Annotated in this window: 24 protein-coding genes and 3 pseudogenes; 11 read left to right on the top strand and 16 right to left on the bottom strand. The window is 69.6% G+C overall.

Annotated elements, in window-relative coordinates; all coding sequences use genetic code 11:
• The first annotated feature begins 161 nt into the window (after positions 1–161).
• Complete coding sequence (locus O1Q96_RS23235) at positions 162–1,136, top strand: NmrA family NAD(P)-binding protein (RefSeq protein WP_269250034.1); 975 nt, start codon at positions 162–164, stop codon at positions 1,134–1,136.
• A 78-nt stretch (positions 1,137–1,214) separates the two neighbouring features.
• A pseudogene (locus tag O1Q96_RS23230) lies at positions 1,215–1,331 on the top strand (helix-turn-helix domain-containing protein); the annotation flags it as partial.
• Between the two features lie 7 nt (positions 1,332–1,338).
• On the opposite strand, the gene O1Q96_RS23225 reads toward O1Q96_RS23230, so the two are convergent.
• The 7 genes from O1Q96_RS23225 to O1Q96_RS23195 form a co-directional block, all read right to left on the bottom strand.
• Entirely contained in the window at positions 1,339–1,827 is a 489-nt protein-coding gene (locus tag O1Q96_RS23225; RefSeq protein ID WP_269250033.1) for an RICIN domain-containing protein, read from the bottom strand.
• Positions 1,828–2,045: 218 nt separating this feature from the next.
• Positions 2,046–2,186, bottom strand: a complete 141-nt coding sequence (locus tag O1Q96_RS23220) for a hypothetical protein (RefSeq protein WP_269253975.1) — start codon at positions 2,184–2,186, stop codon at positions 2,046–2,048.
• Between the two features lies 1 nt (position 2,187).
• Entirely contained in the window at positions 2,188–2,397 is a 210-nt protein-coding gene (locus tag O1Q96_RS23215; protein WP_269250032.1) for a hypothetical protein, read from the bottom strand.
• Between the two features lie 393 nt (positions 2,398–2,790).
• Positions 2,791–3,207: a hypothetical protein gene (locus O1Q96_RS23210; protein WP_269250031.1), complete on the bottom strand. Its 417-nt coding sequence runs from the start codon at positions 3,205–3,207 to the stop codon at positions 2,791–2,793.
• Positions 3,204–3,824 carry a hypothetical protein gene (locus tag O1Q96_RS23205; RefSeq protein ID WP_269253695.1) on the bottom strand — a complete coding sequence of 207 codons (621 nt, stop codon included), beginning with the start codon at positions 3,822–3,824 and terminating at the stop codon, positions 3,204–3,206. Before O1Q96_RS23205 ends, O1Q96_RS23210 begins: the two co-directional genes overlap by 4 nt.
• Positions 3,825–4,400: 576 nt before the next feature.
• A complete protein-coding gene (locus O1Q96_RS23200) occupies positions 4,401–4,799 on the bottom strand; it encodes a PIN domain-containing protein (protein ID WP_269250030.1) in 399 nt (132 codons plus the stop codon).
• Entirely contained in the window at positions 4,799–5,074 is a 276-nt protein-coding gene (locus tag O1Q96_RS23195) for a hypothetical protein (RefSeq protein WP_269250029.1), read from the bottom strand. The genes O1Q96_RS23200 and O1Q96_RS23195 overlap by 1 nt, the downstream gene beginning before the upstream one ends.
• A 156-nt stretch (positions 5,075–5,230) precedes the next feature.
• Between O1Q96_RS23195 and O1Q96_RS23190 the strand changes: the two genes are divergently transcribed.
• Positions 5,231–5,425, top strand: a complete 195-nt coding sequence (locus O1Q96_RS23190; protein ID WP_269250028.1) for a hypothetical protein — start codon at positions 5,231–5,233, stop codon at positions 5,423–5,425.
• Positions 5,426–5,813: 388 nt separating this feature from the next.
• A complete protein-coding gene (locus O1Q96_RS23185; protein ID WP_269250027.1) occupies positions 5,814–6,314 on the top strand; it encodes a GNAT family N-acetyltransferase in 501 nt (166 codons plus the stop codon).
• Between the two features lie 51 nt (positions 6,315–6,365).
• Here O1Q96_RS23185 and O1Q96_RS44740 read toward each other — a convergent pair.
• Positions 6,366–7,186, bottom strand: a pseudogene (locus O1Q96_RS44740) (IS30 family transposase); the annotation flags it as partial.
• Positions 7,187–7,482: 296 nt separating this feature from the next.
• On the opposite strand from O1Q96_RS44740, the gene O1Q96_RS23170 reads away from it, so the two are divergent.
• Entirely contained in the window at positions 7,483–8,637 is a 1,155-nt protein-coding gene (locus O1Q96_RS23170; RefSeq protein WP_269250025.1) for an oxygenase MpaB family protein, read from the top strand.
• A gap of 189 nt (positions 8,638–8,826) precedes the next feature.
• On the opposite strand, the pseudogene O1Q96_RS23165 reads toward O1Q96_RS23170, so the two are convergent.
• From O1Q96_RS23165 to O1Q96_RS23140, 6 genes and pseudogenes are all read right to left on the bottom strand, one after another.
• Positions 8,827–9,006: pseudogene (locus O1Q96_RS23165) on the bottom strand (IS110 family transposase); the annotation flags it as partial.
• A gap of 89 nt (positions 9,007–9,095) precedes the next feature.
• On the bottom strand, positions 9,096–10,679 hold the full coding sequence (locus O1Q96_RS23160; RefSeq protein WP_269249896.1) for a multicopper oxidase family protein: 1,584 nt from the start codon (positions 10,677–10,679) through the stop codon (positions 9,096–9,098).
• The gene (locus tag O1Q96_RS23155; protein WP_269249897.1) at positions 10,676–11,104 is read right to left on the bottom strand and encodes a hypothetical protein; all 429 of its coding nucleotides are present in this window, start codon (positions 11,102–11,104) and stop codon (positions 10,676–10,678) included. The genes O1Q96_RS23160 and O1Q96_RS23155 overlap by 4 nt, the downstream gene beginning before the upstream one ends.
• Before the next feature lie 1,076 nt (positions 11,105–12,180).
• Complete coding sequence (locus tag O1Q96_RS23150) at positions 12,181–13,179, bottom strand: class I SAM-dependent methyltransferase (protein ID WP_269249898.1); 999 nt, start codon at positions 13,177–13,179, stop codon at positions 12,181–12,183.
• Between the two features lie 13 nt (positions 13,180–13,192).
• Positions 13,193–14,293 (bottom strand): type III polyketide synthase, encoded by a 1,101-nt coding sequence (locus tag O1Q96_RS23145; RefSeq protein WP_269249899.1) that lies wholly within the window; start codon positions 14,291–14,293, stop codon positions 13,193–13,195.
• Between the two features lie 135 nt (positions 14,294–14,428).
• On the bottom strand, positions 14,429–14,881 hold the full coding sequence (locus O1Q96_RS23140; protein WP_269249900.1) for a MarR family winged helix-turn-helix transcriptional regulator: 453 nt from the start codon (positions 14,879–14,881) through the stop codon (positions 14,429–14,431).
• A 137-nt stretch (positions 14,882–15,018) separates the two neighbouring features.
• On the opposite strand from O1Q96_RS23140, the gene O1Q96_RS23135 reads away from it, so the two are divergent.
• Positions 15,019–16,488, top strand: a complete 1,470-nt coding sequence (locus O1Q96_RS23135) for an FAD-binding oxidoreductase (protein ID WP_269249901.1) — start codon at positions 15,019–15,021, stop codon at positions 16,486–16,488.
• Between the two features lie 32 nt (positions 16,489–16,520).
• Here the strand turns inward: O1Q96_RS23135 and O1Q96_RS23130 are convergent, their stop codons facing one another.
• Positions 16,521–17,777: a cytochrome P450 family protein gene (locus O1Q96_RS23130; RefSeq protein WP_269249902.1), complete on the bottom strand. Its 1,257-nt coding sequence runs from the start codon at positions 17,775–17,777 to the stop codon at positions 16,521–16,523.
• A gap of 247 nt (positions 17,778–18,024) precedes the next feature.
• On the opposite strand from O1Q96_RS23130, the gene O1Q96_RS23125 reads away from it, so the two are divergent.
• The 5 genes from O1Q96_RS23125 to O1Q96_RS23105 all read left to right on the top strand — a co-directional run bounded on the left by O1Q96_RS23125 (position 18,025) and on the right by O1Q96_RS23105 (position 25,360).
• Positions 18,025–21,408 (top strand): Helicase associated domain protein, encoded by a 3,384-nt coding sequence (locus O1Q96_RS23125; protein ID WP_269250024.1) that lies wholly within the window; start codon positions 18,025–18,027, stop codon positions 21,406–21,408.
• A 228-nt stretch (positions 21,409–21,636) separates the two neighbouring features.
• Complete coding sequence (locus tag O1Q96_RS23120) at positions 21,637–22,086, top strand: hypothetical protein (protein ID WP_269250023.1); 450 nt, start codon at positions 21,637–21,639, stop codon at positions 22,084–22,086.
• 9 nt (positions 22,087–22,095) lie between these two features.
• Positions 22,096–24,231 (top strand): tetratricopeptide repeat protein, encoded by a 2,136-nt coding sequence (locus O1Q96_RS23115; protein WP_269250022.1) that lies wholly within the window; start codon positions 22,096–22,098, stop codon positions 24,229–24,231.
• A 316-nt stretch (positions 24,232–24,547) separates the two neighbouring features.
• Positions 24,548–24,697, top strand: coding sequence for a hypothetical protein (locus O1Q96_RS23110; protein WP_269250021.1), 150 nt, complete (start codon positions 24,548–24,550; stop codon positions 24,695–24,697).
• A gap of 300 nt (positions 24,698–24,997) precedes the next feature.
• On the top strand, positions 24,998–25,360 hold the full coding sequence (locus tag O1Q96_RS23105) for a cold-shock protein (protein WP_269253694.1): 363 nt from the start codon (positions 24,998–25,000) through the stop codon (positions 25,358–25,360).
• Between the two features lie 100 nt (positions 25,361–25,460).
• On the opposite strand, the gene O1Q96_RS23100 is transcribed toward O1Q96_RS23105, so the two are convergent.
• Complete coding sequence (locus tag O1Q96_RS23100; RefSeq protein WP_269250020.1) at positions 25,461–25,781, bottom strand: hypothetical protein; 321 nt, start codon at positions 25,779–25,781, stop codon at positions 25,461–25,463.
• Positions 25,782–26,325: the final 544 nt, after the last annotated feature.

Raw genomic sequence — 26,325 nt, 5'->3', positions numbered from 1 at the left:
GCGGGCACTGGACACAGCAGGAGCGTCCCGCCGAGGTCAACGCCGCACTCCTCGACTTCCCTCAACCGCATCGACGACTCCGCGTCCCGATGACGTCACGCGGCACCCGCCTCGTGGCTTTCTCAACAACTGGCTCCCCCCACAAGACAGAGGACACCTTGATGCCCGATCGCAACCCCATCCTGATCACCGGTGCCGCCGGCGAAGTCGGCGGTGTGAGCCGGACGATGGTCGACATGCTGCTCGAACAAGGGCACCCGGTGCGCGCGTTCGTGCGCCAGGACGACGAACGCGCGCATGCGCTCCGTCAGGCCGGGGCCGAGGTCTTCATCGGTGACCTGCTCACCATCGCCGAAGTGAGCGCCGCGCTGAAGGGCGTCCGCCGCATCTACTTCAGCATGAGCCTGTCGCCGTACTACACCGACGCCGTCAGCCTGATGGCCGCCGCGGCACGGGCCCAGGGCGACATCGAGGTCTTCGTCAACATTTCCGAGTACGAGCAGTCGTTCATGACGTTCGACAAGATGACCGCGCCGGAGGAAGAGCGGCGTGCGTGGCTCGGCGGACTCGTGGCCAACTGGTCGCCGCAGCAACGCGCCCATTGGGTCGCCGAGCAGGTGCTGGACTGGTCCGGCCTCCCGACCGTCAACATCCGGGCGGCCATGTTCGTCGAGAACCCCCTGATGACCTGGCTGGCGCTGGAGCCGCTGAGCAGGGGTGAACTGCGCCTGCCCTTCGGTGACCATCGGCTCGCGCCCATCGCGGGCTACGACGTGGCGGAGCTGTGCGTGAAGATCCTGGCCGACCCGGAGCCGCATATCTCGAAGTCCTACGACCTCAACGGCCCGGAGCTGAAGGACATGCACGAGTTCGCGGAGGACTACGCGGCCGTTCTGGGACGCGAGGTCACGTACGTTCCCGAAGAGGTAGAAACCTGGAACGAGACCTACGTGGACACCGCCCTGGCCGCGCTCCCGCACACCGCGGAGCACCTGAAGACCCTGACCCGGCTGATGGGCGGCGGTGGCTACCGCGGAGCCACCGACCTGTTGGAAAGCCTGCTCGGACGCCCGCCGAAGACCGTGCGGTGGGCCCTGGCGAACCACCCGCGCATCCGGAAGCTGGCGTCTGCCTGAACCGCTGAGCGAACCGGCCCACCTCTCCATGCAGTTCGTCGGACCGCAGGGCCAAGACGGCTGACCGAGGACGGGCAGCGCCGCACCCTGCGCTACCGCATGCGCTGCGTCGAGGAGATCCTGGGCCGCTCCCTGGACGACCCGGACGTACGGATGGAGCTGTGGCCGGCGTTGAGGGCCACGGCTGCGGCCTGAGACCGGATCAGCTCCACTGCTGGTCCTCGCTGAGGGTGCAGGTCCACAGGATCGGCTTGACGCCGCTGGCGGTGTCGGAGCGGGGAACGGCGAGGCACCAGTCGCCGTACGGGTGACGCAGGCGGCCAATGCTGTCGTAGATCCAGAGGAATTCGGAGGAGTTCAAACCTTCGCAGGAGTACTGGACGGTCGTGACGCCCTTGTCGTTGCTGGCGGCGAGGCATTTGCCGGTTGCCTTGTTGACGAGCCAGACCTTGCCGTCCCCCTTGTTACGCAGCTCCCAGCGCTGATCGTCGTTGTCGTTGCACGTCCACTGGACGGCCGCGACGCCGTTGCTGTCGTCGGAGCCGGGAATGGCCAGGCACTTGAGGGTCTCGTCGTTGCGCAACTCCACGTACGTAGCGGCCTGGGCCGGTGTCGGCGACAGGAAGATGAGGGAACCGAGCGCGAGTGCCACGGCGGTAGCTCTTCGCGCCGCCTTCAGGACAAGGGGCATGGGCGTCTCCTTGGTCAGGGAGTCGAGATGCGGCGTGCGGAATAGTCTTGACCAGTATGAGGAGCGGGCCCCTGGGGTGTCGTGTGCAACGAGTGCACAGGTTGTTCACTCTGCGTCTCCTCAGGCCCGTGTCGCCGCGCGGGCAGCCGACGTGAAAGGCTTCCGGCCGGCCCCGACCAGATCTGTGGTTGGGGACAGCAACGGGGTGTTCCGGTCGGTCAGCCGTCCCCTCTCCCGGCAAGTCCCGCCGCCTCGGGCATGGCCAGTTCGAGGCGGGCCGGGTCGGTCGGCATACCGGGGACGTCCGGCGGGACCGGCCAGCGGACGGCGCGCTCCGGCGGCAACTCGAGAGCCCGCACGTCAAGTCACCGTCATCAGCGACGCGCCCGAGCTCGGCGGCCACGAGGTCATCGCGCGCTGGGCAACGTCCGAGGAACCGCAGGCCCGCAAGGCGGCCCAGAAGGAGCGCGAGGCCTCGCTCACGGCGGATCTCGCCCGCCAGGAGGCGAGGAAGCGCGCCAGGCGCTTGAGGTCGCCGGGCAGTCCGGCCTGTACGGCGATCAGCACCACGAATGAGCGATCATGAACCGAGGGAGAAGGGACTTAACGCTCTCCTGAGGGGCCGAAACCTGTATGTCAGCTGATGGCTGTGGTGGTCCTGCGCGCGGGGTTCGCCGTGGTGTACAGGCTTTGGCTTCCCGAGCGTTCACCGAGCCGCATCCAATTGCTAGCCCACAGTCCAGTGTGGGTCAGGCATGCCGTCATCGCTCATGTGCACCCGCTGCCATATCTCCTTCCAGCCCTACGGGAGCTCCGGCGCGAGCCTGTGCCGCTGCCCGCACGGACAGGGCGACGGCGCCCATGCACACTCACGGCGCAGCTCGACCCAGCCGTGTCCGGTCGAGTCCGGCTCCAGCGGTCCCTCGTCCCCGCAAGCCGGGCACCCGGGCAGATCTGCGCCGTTCAGAAGCGCGTTCTGTCGCCGGACGTGCTCGGACAGTCGCAGCGACGGGTGGCGAAACGGTCTTCGAACCAGGCACGGTCCGTGCTCTCCCACCAGCTCCGCAGCCACCACGGCCGAAGGTTCGTTACGGCCCGCCGCCCGGCCTGCTTCTCCGCCCGACGCTGCACGGCGTACTCCTCTGTCCGCACGAGCCATAGCACCCGTGCTTCGTGCAGTTCCTCCACCGCCCGCGTCAGCGCGTCCGGGTCCGCCTCCAGCCGTCGGGGGATCGCGGCGCTGAGCGTGAGGTGGTGGTATGTCGCCCGCAGGCCGGAGGGAGCAAAAACGGTGAGGCAGGTGCGCAGCGCGCTGTGCTGCCGGTGGAGGGGGAGCCGGGCGTCGTGCACGCGCGCCCGGTGGGTCAGGAAGCCGGTCACTTTGTGAGCTCTAGGTCCAGTGCCCGGGCCAAGGCGGCCGTGACGGCGGCGGCGTGTGTCGGCAGGTGGTGTTCGGCCCAGGTTCCGGCGAGGCTGAGGAAGTCCTGCAAGTCCTGTTGGGCACCGGTGACGAGCGTGCGCACCTGGTCCACCGGTAGCTCGATCCCCGGGCTGCCGTCCGTTGCGTGGGCGTCGAGAGTCAGCCGGACGGTGTCGCCGACTCGTTCGGCCACCGAGAAGGGATCGTGGCCGAAGTAGGAGCAGCCGGTGCCGTCTAGCATCTCCCGCCACTCCCGCCAGGTCTCCAGGCCGTTGCAGCAGCCCGGCTCGACGAAGACGGTGCCGGTGGCTATGTCGGTCACCTGGAACCCGCCGGCGGCGAACAGGTCGGGCATGGTGAGCAGCCCGTGCAGGAACGTGCCGAGCGGGTCGGTCGGGCAGGGCCCGTGTTCGTCCTCCGGCTCGAAGTTGTTGCAGTCGGCGATCCGCATAACCGCCGTGCCGACCTCCGCCGGAGTCAGCTCCCCGTCCAGCACGAGGTAGCCGTACGACTCGTGCTCGCCAACCGGCCAGAGCGCGAAGTCGTCGGCAGCGAAAATCTCCAGAACGGGTTGCATCACAATCACACAGGGATGATGCCGGGCCCGCTGCCACACCGCCACGGGCTTTAGCTGCGGCGTCGGGCTCGGCGTGTGCCCGCTACCTGGGCAGTTTCGCGGTGCGCTGCAGCTCGGGACCCAGCCGCGCAGGCGTTCCTTGGTAGGTGTCCCTCAGCCCGAGCGAGAAGAAGTCTCCCTCTAGCTAGGGTTTCGGAGTCTTCCGGCAGCGGGGTCCTGGCCGGTGCTGTCATGCCGAACCGGCCGATCTTGGCCGCGCCGATCTCCCTGACTTCACCGCGTGGATCGACACAGAGCAGTGGAACGTCGTCTTGAAGCTGTAGTCATTTCAGTTGTCCCGAACCAGGAAGGCCTGCCCCGGCACGGGGGAGGCCGGCCGCCCGCGGACAGGCAGGACAGTGAACTGCACGGTTCCTCCGGAGAACACCTCGGTCGACGGCCGGGCACATCAGAAAAGAGAACGCAACCGCTCCACTCGAGCGGTGCGCCTCCCGCTGAAGGGCGCCGGGCCTTGCGTGCTCAAAGGGCCAGGTCCGTGACGGCGCGGGCGGGCTGGAAGAGCATCCAAGCGCCGGGCTACTGGCCGGGGTGAACAGCCTGGACGCCGGTGCCCGCGTACGCCTTGGGCGTCAGCGTGAGCAGAAACCGCCCAGCCGGATGGGCGGCTGAGGGCCTGGAAGCGTGGATGGCGTGGACGGCGGCCCAGGAGTGCCCGAAGCGCAGCAGTTCGGTGGCGGTGACCGCGGCATCAGTGTCGAACGCCTCGATCCGGATGAACCGCAGCCCCTTGATGTAACTGAGCAGGCCGGGCCGCTCGGCGTCACCGGCCGTCAGGGACAGCACCGGCGCGTACAGGCTGCCAAGTCCGCCGGAGGCCTGGACATAGAACGCGGCGACAGCTTCGTTGAACGGGTCCTTCGGGTCGTACAGAGCGGCAGCGGTGGTGTGGTCCAAAACGACCGCGATCGCCGCCACTACGCGGCCGTCTGCGAGCCGTGCTGCGCCCCGCCCAGACGCTCCAGCAGCGCGCGGGCCTTCGCCTCCGCCTCCGGACTCGGCGCACTGCCGAGGGCGGAGGCCAGCTCGGCGCGGGCCAGCTCGGCACGCTCGGCGTATTCGGCCTGCGTCGGCGTGCCCTGCGCCAGCTCCTCGACCAGGCTGCGGATGGTCGTGCCGTGCTCGGCCGCCAACCGCGCCAGCCGGTCCCGCGCGGCCGCGCTCACCTTGATGCTCGTCTCGTCTGCTGCCATATACCGACTCTACCGCATTCCTCTACTGTCGGTAGAGGGGTGTGCCCGGAAACAAGATCACCAACAGAGTCACGGCATTGGGTCTAGGTACGCTTTCGTAGCCGGTCGTGTGCCGGCCTTCAGCGGGCACGGCCCGCGAGGAACCAGGGGGAGTAGATGACCAGCACGAACGATTCACGCACGGCAACGCCCGTGCCCGCCCGCACGTCGGGCAAGCCCGCCGCCCTCTTCAGTGACGAGGCATCCGCCGTGATGAGGCCTGCGCCCCGCCCGACCCGGCTCATGGCGCGGCCGCTGGATACCCTGACCTGGCAGGAGCCCTCCGCCCTGGAGGCGGAGGACGACCTGTAGTGAGCTGCTCCTGCCGACGGCCCGATCGCCTCTCGCGCCTGTGGTGGTGCGATCTCGTACAGGTCGACCGCCACCTGGACGGGGTTCGGGGCTTGCGGCAGTGAAGACCCGCAGAGCAGTCACGCAATGCGCGCTGACTTGCCGAAACTCAGCTGCCTTCGGTGAGGATCCCGCGCGGATTCCCAATGATCCTGGTCAACCAGGAGTCATAGGGTGCGGCCTATGGATTCGTTGATCACTGCTGTCCGCGAACCTGCTGACCTGAAGGTAGGGCGCCGCCGCTGGGGGCCCTCGGTGGCGGTCCGGCGTCGCGGAGGTTTGCCAGGTGCGGGTCTGTCAAACGAGTGGCTCAGGCTGAGCCTGGCTTGTGTCGTGTGATGCTGACGTTATGACTGATCAACGCGAGGTCTCCATCGTCCGCTGGCCAGGCCGGACTCTTTCCGTCGAGGACGGGCTGGCCGCGTTGCTGGCGGCCTACCATCTGCGGACGGAGGCCGAGAAGGGTGAGGTCGTTGCTGATGTGGACGGGCTGCCAGAACGCTACCGGACGGAAATCTCGGACCCGCGGATCGCGTTCGTCGACGATGTCGTGCTGGTGGCTCTGAGCGGGAGTGTCGCGGTGGGCTGTCTGGTGGTGACCGCCCCCGCCGACGGGCGGTTGGAGATCAAGAGGCTCTGGACGGACCCGGCATTCCGGGGCCGGGGCGTTGCGTCGGGCCTGCTCGATGCTGCGCTCGCGCATGTTGCGGAAAGCGGCGTAGACACCGTGCGGCTGTCGGTGTGGAAATGGCGGACTGGGGCCATCGCTCTGTACGAACGATTCGGCTTCACCATCACCGAGTCATGGGACGACCGGGATCAACTGGTCTGCATGGAACGTGCCGTGTGAGTGGCACAGCCACTCGTTTGACAGTCCCGTGCGTTGCCGTGCTTGGGTGACGGTCGTGCGCTCGACGAGGGTGCCGACCGCGGAGCCCTGGCCGCGTCCGATGATGAGATCTCCCTCCCAATGCCCGGGCAGCGCTCTGTCGTTGACTTCAGAGGGACGCTCGTGGATGAGCGTCATGTTTTTGATCTTGTTGACTGCGGGGACGCCCCGCCGCTGCCTTTTGCGGCGAGTGCGGCCGGTGCGGAGTTGGCGTCGCGGCGGCCGAGGAGGCCGGCGAACAGGGCGCGGTAGATCGTCTCCGGGCAGGCCCGCATCGCCGTGTCGTGAGCATGTTCGCGGGCGAGGTAGCGGGCGATCTGCTGTGGCGACCACTTTTCCGTGAGCTTCTCGCGCACCAGTGTCCGCAGCGGCTCACCTGCCCGGATCTTCTCTTTCTTGGGGCGGTGGCGCCGCAGCAGGGCCTGGTTGTGGGCCCACCAGGGGTGGTAGCGGCCGTCCGGCTTCGCGTTGCGCTTGATTTCGCGGTAGACGGTCTGAAAGCTCTTGCCGATCAACGCGCGATTTCCTTGACGGTCTGTTTGGACACCTCGGCCTCAAAGACCTCGGCCAGGTGGGCGGCGATCTCGCCGTGCGTAAGCTCCTTCGCGGACAACGACAGAACCATCTCGTCGACCCCGGTCAGCCGGCGCTGCCGCTTCTTGATGATCTGCGGCTCGAACGTGCCGACGCGTCACGCGGGACCTTGATCTCGACCGGCCCGACGTCGGTCAGCACGGTCTTGGCCCGGCCCCGTTGCGGGAGTTGCCACTGCCCCGGCCGGCTGAGTCGTGCTTCTCATAGCCGAGGTGATCAGTGATCTCACCTTCCAGGGCGAACTTCAGTTCTTGGCGCGGTTCCTTGCGTGCTTGATGCTTGCCAGGCGGGTGAGTCGGGCGCATATGACGGATCCCTGTGCGCTCCCGTATGCGCGGATACGCCCCTGAGGAACACGAAAGGGGCATCGCGGGGTGCGGTCGGCTCGGGGAGGATCTGTGGTGGTGATCTTGACCTGTCCGGTGGCGGTGAGTTCCGCCTCAGGGGGATACAGGTGCCAGGCCTGCTGCTGTTCTGTGCTGGGACGTGGTGGGCGGATCCCTTCACCTGACCGAATGACGAAGGAGCCCTATTCATGGCATTGACGACCGCCAACGTGGCAGCCGAGCTGGAGGCTGCGAGCAAGGTGGGTGACCCGGCGGCCGACATGCTGGTGTCCGACCTGATCGACAACGGGGAAGTCGACGGAGTCAACCAGCTGTTCCGCACCATCAGCACCTTGGGCCCCGGCCAGGACCTCTCCCAACTGCCCGAGCGTCTCGCGCAGTTCCTGCACGAGGCGCAGGCCCCGCCGCCGGACTGGAGCGAGGCCGATACCGCAGCGGCGGAGGGTTTCTTCGGGCATCACCACGGTGAGGCGTCCATGCTTCAGGGCACCGTCGGGCTGATCGGCACCTACCTCTCGCCCACCGGCGCCTACACCCTGCGCTCCACGGGCCGCCTGGGCGGAGCGAACGGACCGGGCCGCCGGCTGTCGCAGTCCTCCCGCCTGTTCCTCGGTATGGGCAAGTCCGGTGCCCTGCGCGACGGCACGCTCGCCGCGACCGTCACCAAGGTCCGCCTGGTGCACGCCTCGGTGCGGCAGTTGCACAAGAAGAGTGGCGAGTGGGACTACGCCACCTGGGGCGAGCCGGTCTCCCAGAAGTACACCACCGGCGCCGCCTGCATCTTCAGCACCCAGATCCTGCAGGGGATGAAAAGGCTAGGCCTGCACGTCTCCGCGGACGACGCCCATGGGTTCATCTGCGCCTGGCACTACATCGACCACTATCTCGGCACCCTGGAGAAGTGGCTGCTGCCCAAGAACTCCGACGAGGTGGAAAGCCTGTGGAACCAGGAGCGGGACAAGGAGTGGAAGAAGACCGACGACGGTGTGTTCATGACCGCCCAGGCCGTCAAGTTCTACCGCGACCTGCTCAAGCCCGGTGTCAGTGACGCCTACCTCGCTCTGACGCGGGTGGCGCTCACCGACAAGTACGCCGACATGGCCGGCCTGCCCCGCAGCCCCCTTGACCTCGCAGGTCAGCCCCTGGCCGCCGGCCACGGCGTCGTCAGCAACACAGCCGGTGGCCTGTTCGGCGGCGCGGCGAAGAAGACCGTCGGCGTCAACCCGTACAAGGACGTCATCGGTGTGGCTTCCAAGGCGTTCAATGAGATCGAGAACTACGCCCTCACGCACGGACAGGACGACCAGCCTCAGATGCATCAGGAACTGCATGACGGCCGCTGATGCGGCAGTAGTTTGATGTCTGACCCCTCCGTGCTGCACACGCCGGACCAGACCGAGGCGATAGACGCAGACGGTGGGTCGAAGCGGGGAGCCGAGGGCGCGAGTCCACCGTCAGAGCCGGTGATGTGTGGCGGGTGTCGGTAGGGCCGGGCCGTAGCCTGCCGCCGGGGGGTGCCTCTATGTCTTTCGTCAAGCGAGGCGTGGGGTTCGGGGTTCGTAGAAGGTGCCGTCGCGGAGCATCGCGAACAGCACGTTGATCCGTTGTCGGGCCAGGCGGAGAAGCGCCTGCGTGTGGGTCTTCCCTCGGGCCCGGCATTTGTCGTAGTAGGTGCGGGAGGCGGGATCGTGCAGGGCGGCGAAAGCGGAAGCCCTGGGTGTGGTTTGGGGGTGTCGGGTGTTGGGTCGTCTCCGTTCGGCAGGGTTTCTCGGGCTTGTCTGGGTGGTGGGGGTGGGTGGGGTTAGTGGGTGGTGAAGTCGGCCATCATGGCCATGTCTTCGTGTTCGAGGTTGTGGCAGTGGATCATGTAGGTGCCGGGGTAGTGGGTGAAGTGGGTGGTTATTTCGACGGCTTCGGCGGGGTGGAGGTTGATGGTGTCTTTCCAGCCGTGGTCGAAGGTTCCGGGGGTGTGGTTGTTGCGGGTCAGGACCTGGAAGTGGTTGAGGTGGAGGTGGATGGGGTGGTGGAAGTTGGTGGTGAACCGCCAGATTTCTATTTGGCCGAGTTGGGGGCGGGCCAGTGTGTGTCCTGGTTTGTATTCTTTGCCGTTGATGGTCCAGCCTGTGGTGGAGCCGCGGAAGTGGAAGTCGCGGGTGATGGTGGCCCGGCTTGGGTCGAGGCGGGGTATGTCGCTGAGTCGGTGGGGGACTCTGGTGTCGTCGTGGGGGGAGCCGGAGCCGGTGTCGAAGCGCATGATCTGGGCTGTGGGGCCGTCTGCGTTGCGGTTGAGGAGGCGTACTTGGGTGCCGGGGCGGTAGCGGGAGAAGTCGATGATGATGTCGAAGCGTTCGCCGGGGGCGATGTCCAGGGTGTCGTGGGGGCGGGGGGTGTTGAGGAGTCCGCCGTCGCTGCCGATCTGGAGGAGGCCGCCGCCGCCTGGGGGCTGGGGGTCGAGTTGCAGTGTGTACAGGCGGGCGTTGGAGGCGTTGAGGAGGCGTAGCCGGTAGCGCAGCCGTTGGGTGTGGTGCACGGGCCAGGGGGCGCCGTTGACGAGGATGACGTCGCCCAGGACGCCGTTCATGTAGGTGTCGGTGACGCCTGGGGTGTGCAGCTGGGGGTCCAGGGCGGGGTAGCGGAATGATCCGTCGGCGGCGAACGAGCGGTCTGTGATCATGAGGGGGATGTCCCGGTCGCCGCGGGGCAGTTCCAGTTGTTCTTCTTCGTCGTCGTGGATGAGGTGGAATCCGGCGAGTCCCATCCAGACGGCGGTGCCGGTGTAGCTCATGCGGTGGTCGTGGTACCAGAGGGTCGCGGCGCGCTGGTCGAGGGGGTAGGTGTAGGTGCGGGTTCCTTCGGTGAGGTCCATGGGGTGGTGGCCCATGGATGAGCCGTGGGGTCCGCCGTTCATGTCCTGGTGGACGCGGTGGGCGTCGTAGGAGCCGTCGGCGGGCAGGATCAGGGAGGTGGGGTAGCCGTCGCTGGCTGCCGGGGTGTGGCCGCCGTGCAGGTGGACCACGGCGGGGCGGTCGAGTTCGTTGCGGTGGCGTACGACGGTGCGGCGTCCCGAGCGGGAGACGATGGTCGGTCCGGGGAAGGTGCCTGCGTAGGTCCATGCCGGGGTGCGCAGTCCGGGCAGGATCTCCAGTTCGGTGTGTTGCTGGGTGATGTCGTAGTGGTCTGTGGTGCCGCTGGTCGATGTGGGGGCCAGCACGCGGGGGATCGGCAGGGGGGTGCGGAAGGGGGCCGGCAGTTCGGTCTGGCTGGGGAGCACGGTGCCGGGGCGGCCCTCGCGTGCGTAGCGGCTCAGTGCCGGCCAGCCGGCCGCGGTCAGGGCGCCGGCGCCGAGCATCGCCCCGCCGGCGCCCAGCAGGGTGCGCCGCCTCATGTGGCCGGCTCCGGCTGGGGGGTCTGGTCCGGGGTGCGGACGGCGGCCGGGGCCCGGGCGGGCAGGGGGGTGGTCATCACGCGGTGGGAGAGCACCGCGACGGCGGAGACGAGGATGACGCCGAGCAGGACGTGCAGGGCGACGCTGCGGGCGAGTCCGAGGGCGATCTGGGCCACGAGTGCCAGCAGCACGACGACCGAGGCGGGGAACACCGCGGCGGGTCCGCCGCGGCGGCGCACGAAGAACGCGGCGACGGCCATCAGGAGGGCGGCCACTGTGATGACACGGCCGAGTGTTCCGTGCATCGCCAGCATGTCGAAATGGCCGCCGAGAAAGCCTCCGGCCAGGGCGACCTGAACGAGCATCAGAATCGACTGGAATGCCGCGGTGATGCGCAAGGACAGCAGAGCGGGGCGCAAGGACATACCGCTGATCCAACCCGGATGCCCGGCGGCCTGCAACCCGGATCCGGCCTTTTGGCAGGGCAGTTGAGCGATCCTCAAGTGACCCTCGAACGGGCAGGGACGATAAAGCCATCGGGTGGGGTGGAGATCGAGCCACAGGTTCTCTTCGGGCTGTGTGGTGTGCTGTCCGCCCGGTGCGGGACGCGTCTCATGCCCGCCGGCCCCGCCCTCCCTTTTTTCTTCTTTTTTGGGGGGAGGTGTTGCGCGGGCGGTGTTCATCTTTGACGCAGTTGGTCGGCCGGGAAGGTCCGCCGTCGCTGACGGCTGCGGATTGCGGCCGGCATGTTTCCCGTTCACCGGAAAACGGGCCGGCTGTTTCCCCCCGTTGGCGAAAAGGGGCCTTTCCCGCCCGCCCGGCCGGTAGGGCACGGCCGGGCGGGCGGCGTCGATGGCTCCGCATGGTGTCCTGCCGTCGCTGACACGGGCGCACCGCAGGGCACGGGTACGGGTGCTGACGCACCGGCGGGTACGGGCGCGGGTGCGGCGGATGCGGGCGCACCGCCGGGCACGGGTACGGGTGCTGACGCACCGGCGGGTGCTGACGCACCGGCGGGTGCGGGCGCACCGGCGGGCGGGTGCTGACGCACCGTCGGGTGCGGGTGCGGGTGCGGGTGCGGGTGTCCTGGTGTGGCCGTGCCGGGAGGGCCGTGCCCGGGCTTGAGCGCCGCGTTGCCCGGGTGCTCTGCGGGAGGGTCCTCACGCGCCGGCCGGGCGCCCGGGAGTGGGGTTCCCGCAGGCAGGGGCGCCGCGGGGGTGGGGTTCTCGCCGGCAGGGGGTCCGGGTGCATCAGGGGAGGGCGGCGGTGGCGGGGGCGCAGGAGCGTTTCGAGAGGGCGCCGGTGCCACCGTCTCGGAAAGGGCGCCGTCGCTGTCGCTGTGGGGGTGTGGGGGAGCGCGGTGGTGGTGGCGGGGTTCGCGGCGGCCGGTGACGGCGGCACCCGCGGCACCCGCGGCGGCGGCGGGCTGGGCGGTGGCCGGGTTGCTGTGGCGGGTTGGGCGGTGGTGGTGGGTTGGGTGGTCTGGTTCTTCGGGGGGTGGTCAGCGGGCGATGACGAGTGTGGCGGGGGAGGGGGTGGGGTGGAAGGAGATGGTTTCGAAGCCGGCTTCGGTCAGCCAGGCGGTGTAGTCGGCGCGGCGCCATGTTCCGCCGTTGTTGCTTTTGAGGAGCATTTCCGAGGCGAACAGGAGGGGGAAGGCGGGGCCGCTGCGGTCGTCCTCGACGATGTAGTCGCATACGACGAGGGTGCCGCCGGGGGTGAGGGCGTTGCGGAGTTTGGTGAAGACGGCTGTGTTGTCTTGGGGTCCTTCCTGGTGGGCGACGTGGGAGTAGACGGCCACGTCGTAGGCGGCGGTGTCGAGCGGGACGGTGTGGAAGTCACCGTCCAGGCTCGTGAACCGGTCGGTGAGGCCGTGCTGGGCGAGCAGGCGGCGGGCGATGGCGTTGATGGGCTGCCAGTCGAGCTGTGTGGCGCGGGCGGCGGGGTTGAGGCGCAGCCACAGGGAGGAGAAGATGCCTGATCCGCCGCCCACGTCGAGGATCGAGAGGTGGGTGCGTCCGGCCAGGTCCAGGAGGCCGGCGGCGGTGTGTGCGGCGGTGACCGACAGGCCGGCGATGGCGGTGACGACGTTTTCCCAGTGGGGGTTGTCGGCGACCTCCACCATCGGGGCGGTCTGCGGGCCTCCGGCGGCGAACACGCCGAGGCGGCCTGCGAGTTTGTCCATTTCGGCGAGTTTGAGCTGGGCGAAGCCGCTGATGTCGGTGGGCTGTCCGTGGACCAGGTACAGCGCGGCTTCGGGGGTGTTGCGGTAGGTGCCGTCGCTTGTGGTGAGCAGTCCCAGGCCGACGAGCCCGTCGAGGAGGGTCTGCATGCCGCGTTCGGCCAGGCCGGTCTTCTCGGCCAGCGGGCCGGCACGGTCCAGGCCGCCGTGGATGAGGGTGAACAGCGCGTGCCCGGTGGCCACGCCGAGGAGGCCGGTGGCCCAGTAGCCGCTGGCGATCTCCAGGATCCGGTGGGGGGAAGGCAGGGTGCCCGTCATCGTGTTCTTCTCCTCACAGGGTTGCCGGCACGGCCTGCCGGCGCAGGTCCGCGGTGATCGCGGGCGCTTCGGTGCGCCAGCTGCCGACGGCCATCTCGGCGGTGATGCCGGGGCCGAAACCCGCGATCACTCCGGTGGCGTGCTCGGTCATCGTGTCTTCCTCGAACTGCCTGCGCAGCGCGTCGAAGACGACGGCGCTGGCGATGTTCCCGTATTCGGTGAGCGTCGCCCAGCTGTGCCGGAACATGTGGAGGTCGACGCCCAGGAAGGTGCTCAGGTCGGCGAGGATGCGCGGGCCGCCGGCGTGGATGATGTAGAAGTCCAGGGCGCCGATGTCCCAGCCGTGGCTCATCGCGAGGTCCCGCAGGACCGGTGCGAGCGGCTCCATGGTGCCGGGCACCCGGCGGTCCAGCTGGAAGTGGAAGCCGGTGGACCGCACGGCGTAGGAGATCCAGTCCTCGGTGTGGGGGATGATGTACGAGGCGTTGCGCTCCAGCCGCACGCCGGTGCCGCCGCTGCCGCGCACCACGGCGGCCGCGACCGCGTCGCCGAACAGCCCGTCGGACAGCAGGGAGCCGATGTTGTCGTCGCCGGGCTGGTAGCACAGTGAGCACAGTTCGCAGGAGACGATCAGCACGTTGCTCTGCGGGTAGGCGGTGCAGAAGTCGTGGGCCCGGTTGACCGCGGCGCCGCCGGCGGCGCAGCCCAGCTGGGCGATGGGTATCTGCCGGGTGTCGGTGCGGAACCCCATGTTGTTGATCAGCCATGCCGTCATCGACGGCATCAGGAACCCGGTGCAGGACACGAAGATGATCGCGTCGATGTCCCGGGCGGTCAGCCGGGCGTTCGCCAGGGCCCGTTCGATGACTGGCGGGCATCTCTTCTTGGATTCGGCCTCGAATATCCGGTTGCGTTCCTCGAGGCCGGGATGGCGGAGCGTCTTCTCGATCGGCTGGACGATGTGCCGTTTCTTCACACCGGTGTTCTGGATCAGCCTGAGTGCCAGCGGCAGCTGCGGCTTCCCGGCGTGGGTTTTCTCGGCGAACTTCAGGGTTTCTTCAAGGGTGATGACGTATTCCGGCACATCCACCGCCGGTTTGCATAGCGTTGGCATATCCGTGAAGTCCACCTTCTGAGGAGTCGGCTGGGAGTTCGACACCTCGATACTCTGACGCACCGCGCTTGAGGGGCACTTGGAGCGGACTCGGGTTCCTTTGGTGCCGGAGAGGGAAGTGTCATGTGCGGGTGGCTATTCGTCCTGGCGCGCGATAATCTCTTCCAATGCCCGCCGCAGCAGGGCGATCTGGTCCTGTCCGAGGTAATGGGCCCACATCCGTTCGATGTCCCCGAGAATCCGGGCGCCGGCCAGCTGGCCCTGCGCTCCCCGTTCCGTCAGCCGGATGATCTTCGCCCGGCGGTCGCCCGGGTCCGCTGTCCGCTCGACATAGCCCAGCCGCTCGAGTTCGTCGACCACTTCACCGATCGCCTGCTTGCTGAACCCGGAGCGTTCGGCGAGCGCGGTCAGCCGTGAGCCCTCGGGGCCCACGAACCGGAAGACGGAGCCGTGCCGGAACCTGATCCCTTCGAACCCCTCCTCGTCGAGGCGCCGGTGGAGCTGCTCGACGGTGAGGTCCTTGGCCTGCGTGAGCAGGGTGGGCAGCGGAACCCGGCGCTCGCCCGGCTCCCCGGATGGTGTGGTCATCTCGGGCCACCTTTCTGGCACAGCCAATGTCGTCAGGGTGCTTGACTAAAAAGTAGTACGGTTGCTTGACTAACTCTAGCGGGGCCGGCGACCCGGCCGCGAGACACGATGCGACACCGGTCAGGAAGGGAACAGTCATGAGCAGTTCGGGCCAGGAGAACACCCAGGTCACCCGCAACACCCAGACCGCGCAGGACGCGCAGGGCGCGCAGGATGCGGGTTTCGGCGCCGAGGCGCTCGAAGCCTTAGGCCGGCGGGTGCGGGGGCCGGTGCTGACGCCCCGGGACGAGAGGTACGACGCGGAACGGGCCGGGGCGCAGACCGCGCGCTCGCACCGGCCCTCGCTGCTGGTGGGTGCGACCGGTCCCGCCGATGTGCAGGCGGCGGTGGAGTTCGCCGGCCGGCACGGCCTCGCGGTGGCGGTCCAGGGCACCGGCCATGCGCTGGGGGCCGTCGCCGGCGAGGGCGGCGTGCTCATCAACACCTCCCGGATGACCGGCGTGCGGGTGGACGCCGGGGCGGGCACCGCGTGGGTCGCCGCCGGGGTGAGCTGGGACCGGGTGATCCACGAGGCGGCGCCGGCCGGGCTGGCCCCGCTGGCGGGCTCGGCCCCGTCGGTCGGCGTGGTGTCGTACACCCTGGGCGGCGGCCTGGGACTGCTGTCGAGGCGCTACGGGTACGCCGCCGACCGGGTGCGGAGCATCGATGTCGTCACGGCGGACGGCCGGCTGCGGCACGTCACCGCGACGTCGGAGCCCGACCTGTTCTGGGCGCTGCGCGGCGGCCGGGACAACTTCGGCGTGGTCACCGGCCTCGAGATCGACCTCATGCCGGTTCCGGCGCTCTACGGCGGGGGACTGTTCTTCGACTTCGCGTCGGCCCGCGAGGTCCTCGAGAGGTATGTGCAGTGGTCGGCCGGCATGCCGGACGAGATGACCTCCTCCGTCGCGGTGATCTCCTTCCCCGACCTGCCGGTGCTGCCGCCGCCGCTGCGCGGCCGGCACGTCCTGCACGTGCGCATCGCCTACGCGGCGGACGACCTCGGCGCCGGCAAGGATCTGGTGGCGCCGCTGCGGGCGCTGAACCCCTTCAACGACACCGTCCGTGAACTGTCCTGCGCCGAGGTCGGCACCGTCCACAACGACCCGACCGCGGCGGGCACCTTCGAGTCCGGCACCGCCATGCTGGGCGCACTCGACGCCGGCGCGGTGGGGGCCCTGCTGGACCACATGGGACCGCACACGCCGGTGCCCCACGTCGTCGAACTGCGGCACCTGGGCGGACGGCTCGCGCGCCCGGCCGACGTCCCGAACGCGGTCGGCAACCGCGACGCGCACTACCTGCTGAGCGTGGTCTCGCGGCTGGAGCGCGCCCCCATCACCGACATCCGGCCCGCGCACGAGCGTCTTCTCACGGCCATCGGGCCCTGGAGCACCGGAGGCCGGGCCCTGACCTTCCTCAACGGCGAGCGGGACGCCCAGCACGTGCGCTCCGCGTACGAGCCCGAGGACTACCGGCGCCTCACCGAGATCAAGGCCGCCTACGACCCGCAGAACCTCTTCCGGCTCAACCACAACATCCCGCCGGCCGCCCCCGGGCAAGGCTAGGACAGGCCCCGCCCCGCCCGGGGGGAGGGGCGTCAGCGCTTCTGGGGGCCCAGGTGCACGGGCAGGCCGGTGACGGAGTTGGAGAACAGGGAGGGGACCGGGGACAGCTCCAAGGGGTCCACGGCGAGCCGCAGTTCGGGATAGCGGGCGAACAGCGCAGGCAGCGCGGCCATCGCCTCGGCCCGGGCCAGGCCCGGGCCGATGCACACGTGCGGTCCGGTGCCGAACGCCAGATGCCGCTTGACCGGCCGCGTGATGTCGAACCGGCCGGCGCTCTCGCCGTACTGCTTGGGATCACGGTTGACACCGCTCCACGGAGCGAGGATGGCGTCCCCCCGGGGAATGGTGACGCCGGCCACCGTGATGTCCTCGGTCGGGAAACGGGCCGGGAAGTTGCCCACGGGGGAGTCCCAGCGCAGGGTCTCCTCGATGACCTGGCTCCAGAGGGCGGGGCCGCCCTCGCGGACCATCGCCAGCTGCTCGGGGTGGGTCAGCAGCGCCCGGGTGGCGTTGACGATCAGACTGATCGAGGTCTCATGGCCCGCGCCGATCAGTGTCCACAGGGTGTCCTCGAGTTCCTCGCTGGTGAAGGCGTCGTCGGCATCCTCGTTGAGGGCGAGCAGCGCGCTGGTCAGGTCGTCGGCGGGCTCGGCGCGGCGCATGGCGAACAGCCGCTGGAACAGTTCGTGCCGCTCCTGCCCGGTGGCGCGGAACTGCTCGGCGGTCGTGTCGGCGCGGATGACGGTGCTGATGAGCTCACGCAAGCGTGACCACCACGCCTCGGGTATGCCGATGAGCTCGCAGATCACCTGCATGGGGAACGGGTAGGCGTAGTGCCGCCGCAGATCGACCGTGCCGTCCGCCGCGGCCCGGCGCGGCAGGTCGTCCAGCATGGCGGCCACGATCCGGTCGATCCGCGGCCCCATGCTCTCGACCCGGCTCCGGGTGAAGGTGCGGGTCAGCGGGCGGCGCAGCCGCCGGTGCTCCGCACCGTCGCGGGCCATCATGTTGTTCAGGCGGATCATGCCGAGCAGCGGCCAGTCGTCGGGGATCTCCCCGCGGCGCAGCGCCTCCCAGTTGCGCCAGTCCCGCCCCACCCTCGGGTCGGCGGCCAGCTCGGCGAGCAGCGCGTAATCGGTGACCACCCACATCCGCACACCACCGGGCAGCACGGCACGGACCACCGGACCCAGGGCGCGCATCCGCGCTGCCTCCCCATGGCGGTCGGTGCCCGACGGGTCGATGGAAAAGAGCGCGGAAGAATTCTGGCTGAGCGTCGTCAGGGTCATGGTGACATTCCTTCAGGCTGACTTGAGTCCGGCTCGAGAATGGCAGCACGATCCTCTTGAGAACGACTGAGAACTGACCACACAGCCCACTTGGGAACGACTGGGAACGGACCATAATGCGCAGGTCAATTACCTGCACGAGGTAGGGCACGGAAATACTCGACCGGCACTCGATCACGCATTGCTAGCCTCCCTCGACCATCCGGTACGGCACCGGACCCGCGAATGGCGATGGGGAGTGTCCGCTATGAACGCATCGAGCGCCCTGACGGAGAACGGCACCGGCGGGCGCGCCGCCACGTCGCGCGCCCTGAGCCCGGGGGAGCGCTGGTACTGGATCATCGACCAGCTCTCCACGCTCAACGTCTGCGCCCGCGTACGCATCGAGGGGGAGCTCTCGGCACCGGTGCTGCGCACCGCACTGGGCGCGCTGCAGGACCGCCATCCGCTCCTGCGCACGGCCATAGCGCAAAACCCGCCGCGCACACCCGGCGGCGGGCCCCGGTTCGTGCCGGTGGACCTGCCGATCCCGCTGCGCGAGGTACGCGTGGCCGGCGCCGGCGACGCGCACTGGACGCGCGAGGTGGACGGCCGGGAACTGACGGACCCCATCGACTGGCGGTCGGGACCGCTGGCCCGCGCCGTCCTCATCAGCGCACCGGACCAGACCCACGACCTCATCCTCACCGTCCCGCACTGCATCGCGGACGGGACGACCGCACTCTCCCTGCTGCGCCAGTGGGTGCGGCTCGCGGCCGCGCCGCCCCCGTCAGGCCGCAGAGCCGCGCCGCACGGCCCCCTGCCGCAGCCGTTCGAGGCCCTCTTCCCGGAGCGCTTCCGCCCGGGGGCGAATGCGCCGGCCGGCCCGCAGACGGCCGACGGGGCGAACCCCGGGGCGAACCCGGGGGCGGACTCCGGGGCGGGCTCCGGGGCGAACCCGGGGGCGGCCGGCGGGGTGGGCTCCGGGGCGGCCGGCGGGGCAGAGCCCCCGGCGGCCGCGGACGCGGACGCGGTGGGCCGGCTCGAGCCGGAGCGCTTCGTGCCCTTCGCCCAGCGCCGGACCCGGATGCTGCACCGGTCCCTCGGCAGCGACGTCCTGGAAGGTCTCGCGCTCGCCTGCAAACGGGAAGGAGCCACCCTGCACGGTGTGCTGGCCGCGGCGCTGGCCTGTGCCGTGGCCCGCGACGCCGAAGCCCGGCCCTTGGCGCGCTTCGCGGTCGGCTCCCCGGTCGCCCTGCGGGACGAGCTGCGGCGCCCGGTGTCCGAGGACGAAGCCGGCTGCTTCGTATCGGCGCTGCACTGCGAGGTGCGCTATCAGCCCGAGGACCTGTGGTCGATGGCCCGCTTCATCAACGACGACCTGGCCGCCCGCAAGGAACTTCAGGGGCTGCCGTGCACGACCGACCCTGACGAGTTGGTCGCGTGGATGTCGGGGCTGGAGACGGTCACGGTGTTCGCCACGTACGCGTCGGTCGGACTCGGTATCCTCCAGCGCGCGCATGCGGCTGGTCTTGGGGTGTGGAGCCTGATGGTCGTGGATGAGGCGCACCGTACGAGTGGGGATGGTCTGAAGCCGTGGGCGGCAGTGCACGACCAGGCGCAGCTCCCCGCGGAGCGCCGGCTCTACATGACGGCTACCGCCAGGGTGTGGGAGGCGGAGGGTGAGCGGCCGCGGTTGGTGGCGTCGATGGAGGACGGTTCACCGGTGTTCGGTCCGGTGGCGTACAAGCTGACGCTGTCTGAGGCGATCGGTCGGGGCATCGTGGCGCCCTACCAGGTGCTGTGTCTCGACATCCGTGACCCCGACCTGTATGCGGCGCTGGCCACGGAGGCCACCGGTTCCGACGCTGTGCGTGGGGCGCGGCTGGCGGCTGTGCAGACGGGTCTGCTGCGCGCGGCGGTTGAGGAGCGGTTCCGTCGGGTGCTGTCGTTCCACAGCCGGGTGAGTGAGGCGGAGGCCATGGCGGCGTCGGTGCCGGCGGTCGCGGCCCGGCTCGCCGAGGACGGCCCCGACACCTACCCGCCCGCACGCCAGGTGTGGGCGGACTGGCTGTACGGCGAACACGCACCCGGACACCGCCGGACCGTGCTCGATGAATTCGCCTCCGACTTTCTCGGGGGACCCGAATTCGATGGTCAGAATATGCGTGCTGAATTGCGTGTTCTTTCTTCAGTTCGTATTCTCGGGGAAGGTGTCGATACCGCCGAATGCGACGCCGTGCTTTTCGCGGATGCACGCGGCTCAATGGTGGACATCGTGCAGATGGTCGGGCGCGCTCTGCGATTGAACCCGGACCACGGAAAACTCGCCACACTGATCGTCCCGGTATTCCTCGGGCCGGGTGAGGATCCGAATGAGTTGCTCACTTCCGACGCTTATTCGATCTTGGGGAAGATCCTTGGCGCCTTGCGGGCGCACGACTCGGAGACGATCGACGCTCTCGCGGACCCTCGTCTGCGCAACAGCCGACCGGCCGTCGATGGCGACCGCGGCGAGGAGGAGCTGCCGGACGGCGAGGACGACGGCCAGGGCGACGCCAGCCCGGAGGCGCAGCGGCTCTCGGAGCGGGCGGCGGGGGTGCTGCGGTTCAGCGAGGAACGCGACCCGGCCGCGCTCACGCAGTTCGTGCAGCTGCGCGTCATCGACCCCGAGGGGGCGTACTGGCGGCGTGGCATCGAGGCCGCGACCCGGTGGCTGCGCGAGACCGGTAGCGCGGAGCTGCGGGTGGCGTTCACGTACGTCACGCCGGAGGGGTGGGGGTCGGTCGGTTCGCATCCGCTGGGGGTCTGGGTGGCGGATCAGCGCCGGTACTACACGGCCGGGACCTTGGAGGCCTCGCGGGTGGCGGAGTTGGAGCGGCTGGGGATGGTGTGGTCGGTGCACGCCTCCGCGTGGGACGCCGGCCTCGAGGTCGCCCGTTCCTATGCGGCCGTCCACGGGCACTTCCTCCCGCCCGCCAACGCGGTGTGGGGCAGCGGCGGTACCGGGGGCGGTGCTGGCTCGATGGCTATCGGGGTGTGGGCCAAGAACCAGCGCGCCGCGGCCCGCAAGGCAGCGGAGAACGCCGCACGGCGTGAGGCCGGGGAAACGGGCGTCTCGTATGCCGGGGAGCTGTCGACGAGCCGTCAGGAGGCTCTGGCGGAGATTGATCCAGGGTGGTGCCCGGCCTGGAAGATCGCGTGGCAACGCAACTACCGGTTGGCGCTCGCGCACGTGAAGGCCGGCGGCAGCCTGCCCTCCGGGCCTGGCGAGGTCATCGTCCAGGGCGAGGACCTCGGAGCCTGGATCGCCGGGCAGCGGGCGGGGTGGGACAAGCTGATGCCCGCACAGCAGTACCTGCTGGAGACCCTCGGCATCGAACCGCTTGCGGAAGGCGAGACGGTCGAGCCGGTACGGCGGTCACAGGATGAACGGTGGAACACCAACCTCGCCGCCGCCCGCCAGTTCCACGCACGCGAAGGACACCTGCGGCCCGCCCGCAAGCACGTCGAAAACGTGAACGGCGAAGAGATCAAGCTCGGGGCGTTCCTCGACAACATCCGGCGCCGGGCCGCCAAGCTCAGCCCGGAACGGCGTGCGCAGTTGGTCGGCCTCGGGCTGGAGTGGGCGGCCAAGGAGGGGCGCGCGTGATGTGAAGGCGGGGGAGGTCGCGCGTGCGACGGTCCGGCGGCAGAGTGTGGGGCTGTGCGTGGAGCAGATCGTAGGCAAGGTTGCGGGAGCGGCGCCCTGGGGGCCAAGCAACTTGGTGGGGCCGAATGGCATCGCCATAGCCGCAAAGCAGGTTGCGGGCGTGACGTTCCTGCAGTGGGTGAAGGCTCTACGGTGGTATGACGACAGGCTTTTCACCGGGGGTGGGTCATGGAGCCGGTATCGGCTGCATTGTTGCTGGCGTTGGCGACGGGCGCGGCGGGGGCTGCGGGTGGGCAGTCCTGGCAGGGTTTGGTCGCGTTGGTGCGGCGGTGGCGGGGACAAGAGAGTCCGTCGGGTGTGGTGGAGCCTGTGTCGGCTGAGGCGGAGCTGACGTCTTTGGAGCAGGATCCTGCCGATGAGCGGCGGGCACAGATCTTGTCGGTCGCGTTGGCGGCGCGGGCCGGGAGGGACGCGGGTTTTGCCGCTGCGCTGGAGGCGTGGCACCGGCAGGCGCAGCAGGTGGTGCCGAATACCGGAGCGGGCAGCGTCTCCACCAACATTTCCGGCGGTAGTCAGGGCAATGTGGTCACGGCCCGCGACGTGACTGGCGGGCTGCACTTCGGCCTGCCGGCGAGCCCGCCTTCACCGCCTGAGCGGCCCGGCGGGTCCGGGAGCTGAGGGCCGGTCATGGCTGTGGAGCCGTCTGGTGACGGTGATGTCCACGCCGAGGTGTCCGGGGGCCGACAGGACGTGGTCGTCACTGCGCGGGACATCACAGGACCGGTGACGATCACCACGGCCGGGGTGCGGGTGCCCGGATATCTGCAGGACCCGCGGCGCTGGCCGCTGGTGAAGACCTGGGACGCCCTGACGGCCGGGGCGCATCGGGCGCGGCCCGACGACGCCGGTGACGCGGTGCCGCCGTATGTGGCCCGGGACGTCGACATGATGCTGCAGACACGGCTCGCCCAGGCTGCGCAGCGGGGCGGGCTGGTGCTGGTGGTCGGGGAGTCCACGGCGGGCAAGACCCGTGCCGTCCATCAGGCGGTGCGCCGGTGCCAGGCGCTGGACGGCTATCGGGTGCTGGCTCCTGACACCGGGCCGGATCTGGTGATCGCGGTGGACGTGGTGGCCACCACCTTGGTGCGGTGCGTGGTGTGGCTGGATGACCTGGAGCGGTTCCTGAGCCCTGACGGGCTGGAGCCGGGGGTGCTGGCCGAACTGGTGCGGCTGCAGACACCAGTGCTGGCCACCATGCAGCTGCGCCACTACGACACCTTCTACCCCCACACCGCCGAGACCCGCCCGGAAGGCCCGGCCGGGCCGCAGACGGCCGCAGTCGGGACGGGCGCCCGGGTGCTCAAGCAGACCGAGCCTTTGTACCTGGAGCGCCGCTGGAGCACCGAAGAGCTGGCACGCGCGAAGGACTGCGACGACTCACGGATCATCGACGCCGTCACCCACCACGGCCCCTACGGGGTCGCCGAATACCTCGCCGCCGGCCCCGCCCTGCTCACCGAATGGCGCCACGCCGCCCGTCCCGGCGGCCATCCCCGCGGCGCCGCCCTGGTCGCCGCCGCCGTCGATCTCACCCGCACCGGACTGCGCCCGCCCTACCCCACCTCCCTGCTCACCACCCTCCACCAGCACTACCTGCCCGACGGCCACCTGCTGCGCCCCGAACCACTCGACCAGGCCCTGGCCTGGACCCAGCGCCTGCGCTACGGCGCCACCAGCCTGCTCCTGCCCACCAGCAACCCCGACACCTGGAACGTCTTCGACTACCTCCCCGACCACACCACCACCCCCGTCACACAACAGGCATGGCAGACCGCCCTGGACCACGCTGCCGATGAAGACGAACGCTTCACCATCGGCGTCCACGCCTTCGACCGCGCACCCCACATCGCCGAAGCCGCCTGGCGCCCCCTCGCCCCACACAGCCCCGGCGCCGCGTTCAACCTCGGCATTCTGCTCAGCGACGCCGGGCGGGTGGAAGAGGCCGAGCAGCTGTACCGCCAGGCCATGAACGCCGGGCACACCGACTCCGCGTTCAACCTCGGCAACCTGCTTGCTGACGCCGGGCGGGTGGAAGAGGCTGAGCAGCTGTACCGCCAGGCCGTGGATGCCGGGCACACCAACGCCGCGAACAACCTCGGCATTCTGCTCACCCGGGCCGGGCGGGTGGAAGAGGCTGAGCAGCTGTACCGCCAGGCCAGTATCGCCGGGAACACCGACGCCGCGTACAACCTCGGCAAACTGCTCGCCGACGCCGGCCGGGTGGAAGAGGCTGAGCAGCTGTACCGCTACGCCAGTATCGCCGGGAACACCAACGCCGCGAACAACCTCGGCATCCTGCTCAGCGACGCGCGGATGGAAGAAGCCGAGAAGCTGTTCCGCCACGCCATGAACGCCGGGCACACCGACGCCGCGAACAACCTCGGCATTCTGCTCACCCGGGTCGGGCGGGTGGAAGAAGCCGAGCAGGCGTACCGCCAGGCCGTGGATGCCGGGAACACCAACGCCGCGTACAACCTCGGCAAACTGCTCGCCGACGCCGGCCGGGACGAAGAAGCCGAGAAGCTGTACCGCCAAGCCATGAACACCGGGGACACAGACGCCGCGAACAACCTCGGCAACCTGCTCGCCCGGGCCGGGCGGGTGGAAGAGGCCGAGCAGGCGTACCGCCGGGCCGTGGATGCCGGGAACACAGACGCCGCGAACAACCTCGGCAACCTGCTCGCCCGGGCCGGGCGGGACGAAGAAGCCGAGCAGGCGTACCGCCAAGCCACAGACGCCGGAAACACCAGGTCAGGGACCTGACTACCGGCGCTTGTGACTGGTGGCACGCTTTCTTAACTCACCCTCAACGACCGGGCTCCCGGTTGGCTTTCTGCCGAGCGTCCCGCCAGATCCGGCTACTGCCATCACTCACACATGGAGCTCCGGCCCGTGGACTCTGGTGGGCGTCGGATAGGTTCGGCGCGGGGTCCGTGCCGCGTTGACGGAACCGGCACGGGCCCCTCCTTCGTCGTCATGCAGTGGGGTACAGACGCGCTCCTCGCGCCATATGCTCGGGTTTGACTGGCGACCGTCGGCAAGCAAGCGCGCCGGTGGCGCGGGTCGCGGGGAGGCACGAATGCACACCATGACACCCGCTGCCCAGCGCAGCTACGACACGTATGTGGAACACCTGCGCGCGTGCCACGAGTGCCCGAGAGGGACCGGGCGGTGCACGGCGGGCGCGGAGCTGGTCCGGGTCTACCTGGCCGCCCTCAAGAAGCGCTGAACAGCCCCCTCGCACCAGTCAATGGGGCGGGTCCCCAGTCCTCGAACAGCTCTTGCAGGCTCGCGGGATCACGGTCGGGGTCACCATGCCAGCCGGCCTTGCCCGGCGCCCGAGCGTGGAGGCCCCGCCGACGCGCAACAAGAGGACGGCGCCCCGATCCCCCGAGGCACGCCCACCCCGCCCCCGCCCCTCCCTCCTGAGGGCGGCCGGAAGGTCGGCCAGCGGCGGCTGCTTGGGGTGGTGAAGCCTGGTCGGGCGCGGGGTGTCTGCCTCGCGCGCCAGGACCCGCGCCGGTTGTCGGTGATCATGCGCGGGCAGATTCTGGAGGCTTCCATCCGGTGGCGCCAAGAGCTGGGGGTGCCTGTGCCGAGCGGTGTGGTGAAGTGGTTCGATGCCGGACGGGGTGTGGGTGCCATCACTCAGGACGGCGGTGGCTGGGAGGCTGTCGCCCACCGGTCGGCGGTGCACGGTGACGCGGACCGCGTGCTGGTTCCGGGCCACCGGGTGTATTTCGACGTCACCCAGGACGCCGATGGCATCCGGGCCGACGGCATCCATCCGACCCGGCTGGACTGTCCGCCCGCTGAACGGCCGCAGCATGGTCAGCTCGTCTGGATAGTGCCGCCTGGACTGCCCCCACGTCCTGTGCCCGTCGGCGGGTGAGAATGTGACCGGGCCGGGACAGGAATCGGGCCGGTCACCACCCGATGCAGCGCGTTGCGCACGGTCGCAAGTCCCCGGGTCCCCGGGTCCCTCCTCGGGTTCACAGGGTGTGGTGCAGCCAGCGCTGGAGGACGGTGCTGACGTCTGCCGGCAGGGCGCTGAGCTGGTCGATGACCGCGCGGTCTTCCGGCATCGGGGGGATACCGGCGGCGGTGAGCGTCGCATTCAGGGCAAGCCGCCGTTCATCACGTGGGTCGAGGATTGAGTGGAGGCGTTCGGCGGGGTGGGGCGGCGGCAGGAAGTAGTCCAGGTCGTCATCGGATTGGACGGGCGTCGGCCAGGTGCTCTCAGGGAGGTCCGGAACGGCGTAGGGGTCGGCGTACGCGCAGGAACTGAGGCTTTCGTTGCTCCAGGGGGTCATCTCTGTCTCCCAGCGGGTGGCGTGCGGACAACTAACGGTCCAGAGCTCCGCGAGACGGGTTTCGGTTGCGACTGCGGCCCGACGTCACACCGCTGGCGTCATCGGCGGCTGATCACCTCGTGTGACCAGCAGACAGCGGCCGGGCGCCGTGCCCCCGGGCTGGACGGGCTTCCCTTCTGGGGAGACGAAGGCGTGCCGGGCTCTTGCGATAGGCGCGGCTGAACAGGGAGGCCGGGGCAAACGGGTGAGGCTCCGGCCGTTGGCCGGGCATCGGTCGTTGAGCAGCCATGGGAGCCTTCGGTGACTGTTCCGATCCGAGTCCCGGTACCCGGAGTGCCGGCCATGCAGAGGACACCTGCGCGTGGTGCGTGCAACTGCGGGAGACCGACGCCCAAGCCCGGCAGATGCCGGCAGAGGGCAAGCATTCGCCCGCGCCCTGGAGAGTCCAGCCCGGGCCGGCCCCCGCGTCCCGCGCAGGACGGCGCGTGAGGGCGGTGAGAACGGTGCTGGTCGTCATGGCCGCGGTCACCATCATCGCTGCGAC

Source organism: Streptomyces aurantiacus (genome assembly GCF_027107535.1).
Taxonomy (GTDB): Bacteria; Actinomycetota; Actinomycetes; order Streptomycetales; family Streptomycetaceae; genus Streptomyces.
Note: the sequence above shows the minus strand (reverse complement) of the source record. Positions and strands in the feature narration are given on the sequence as shown.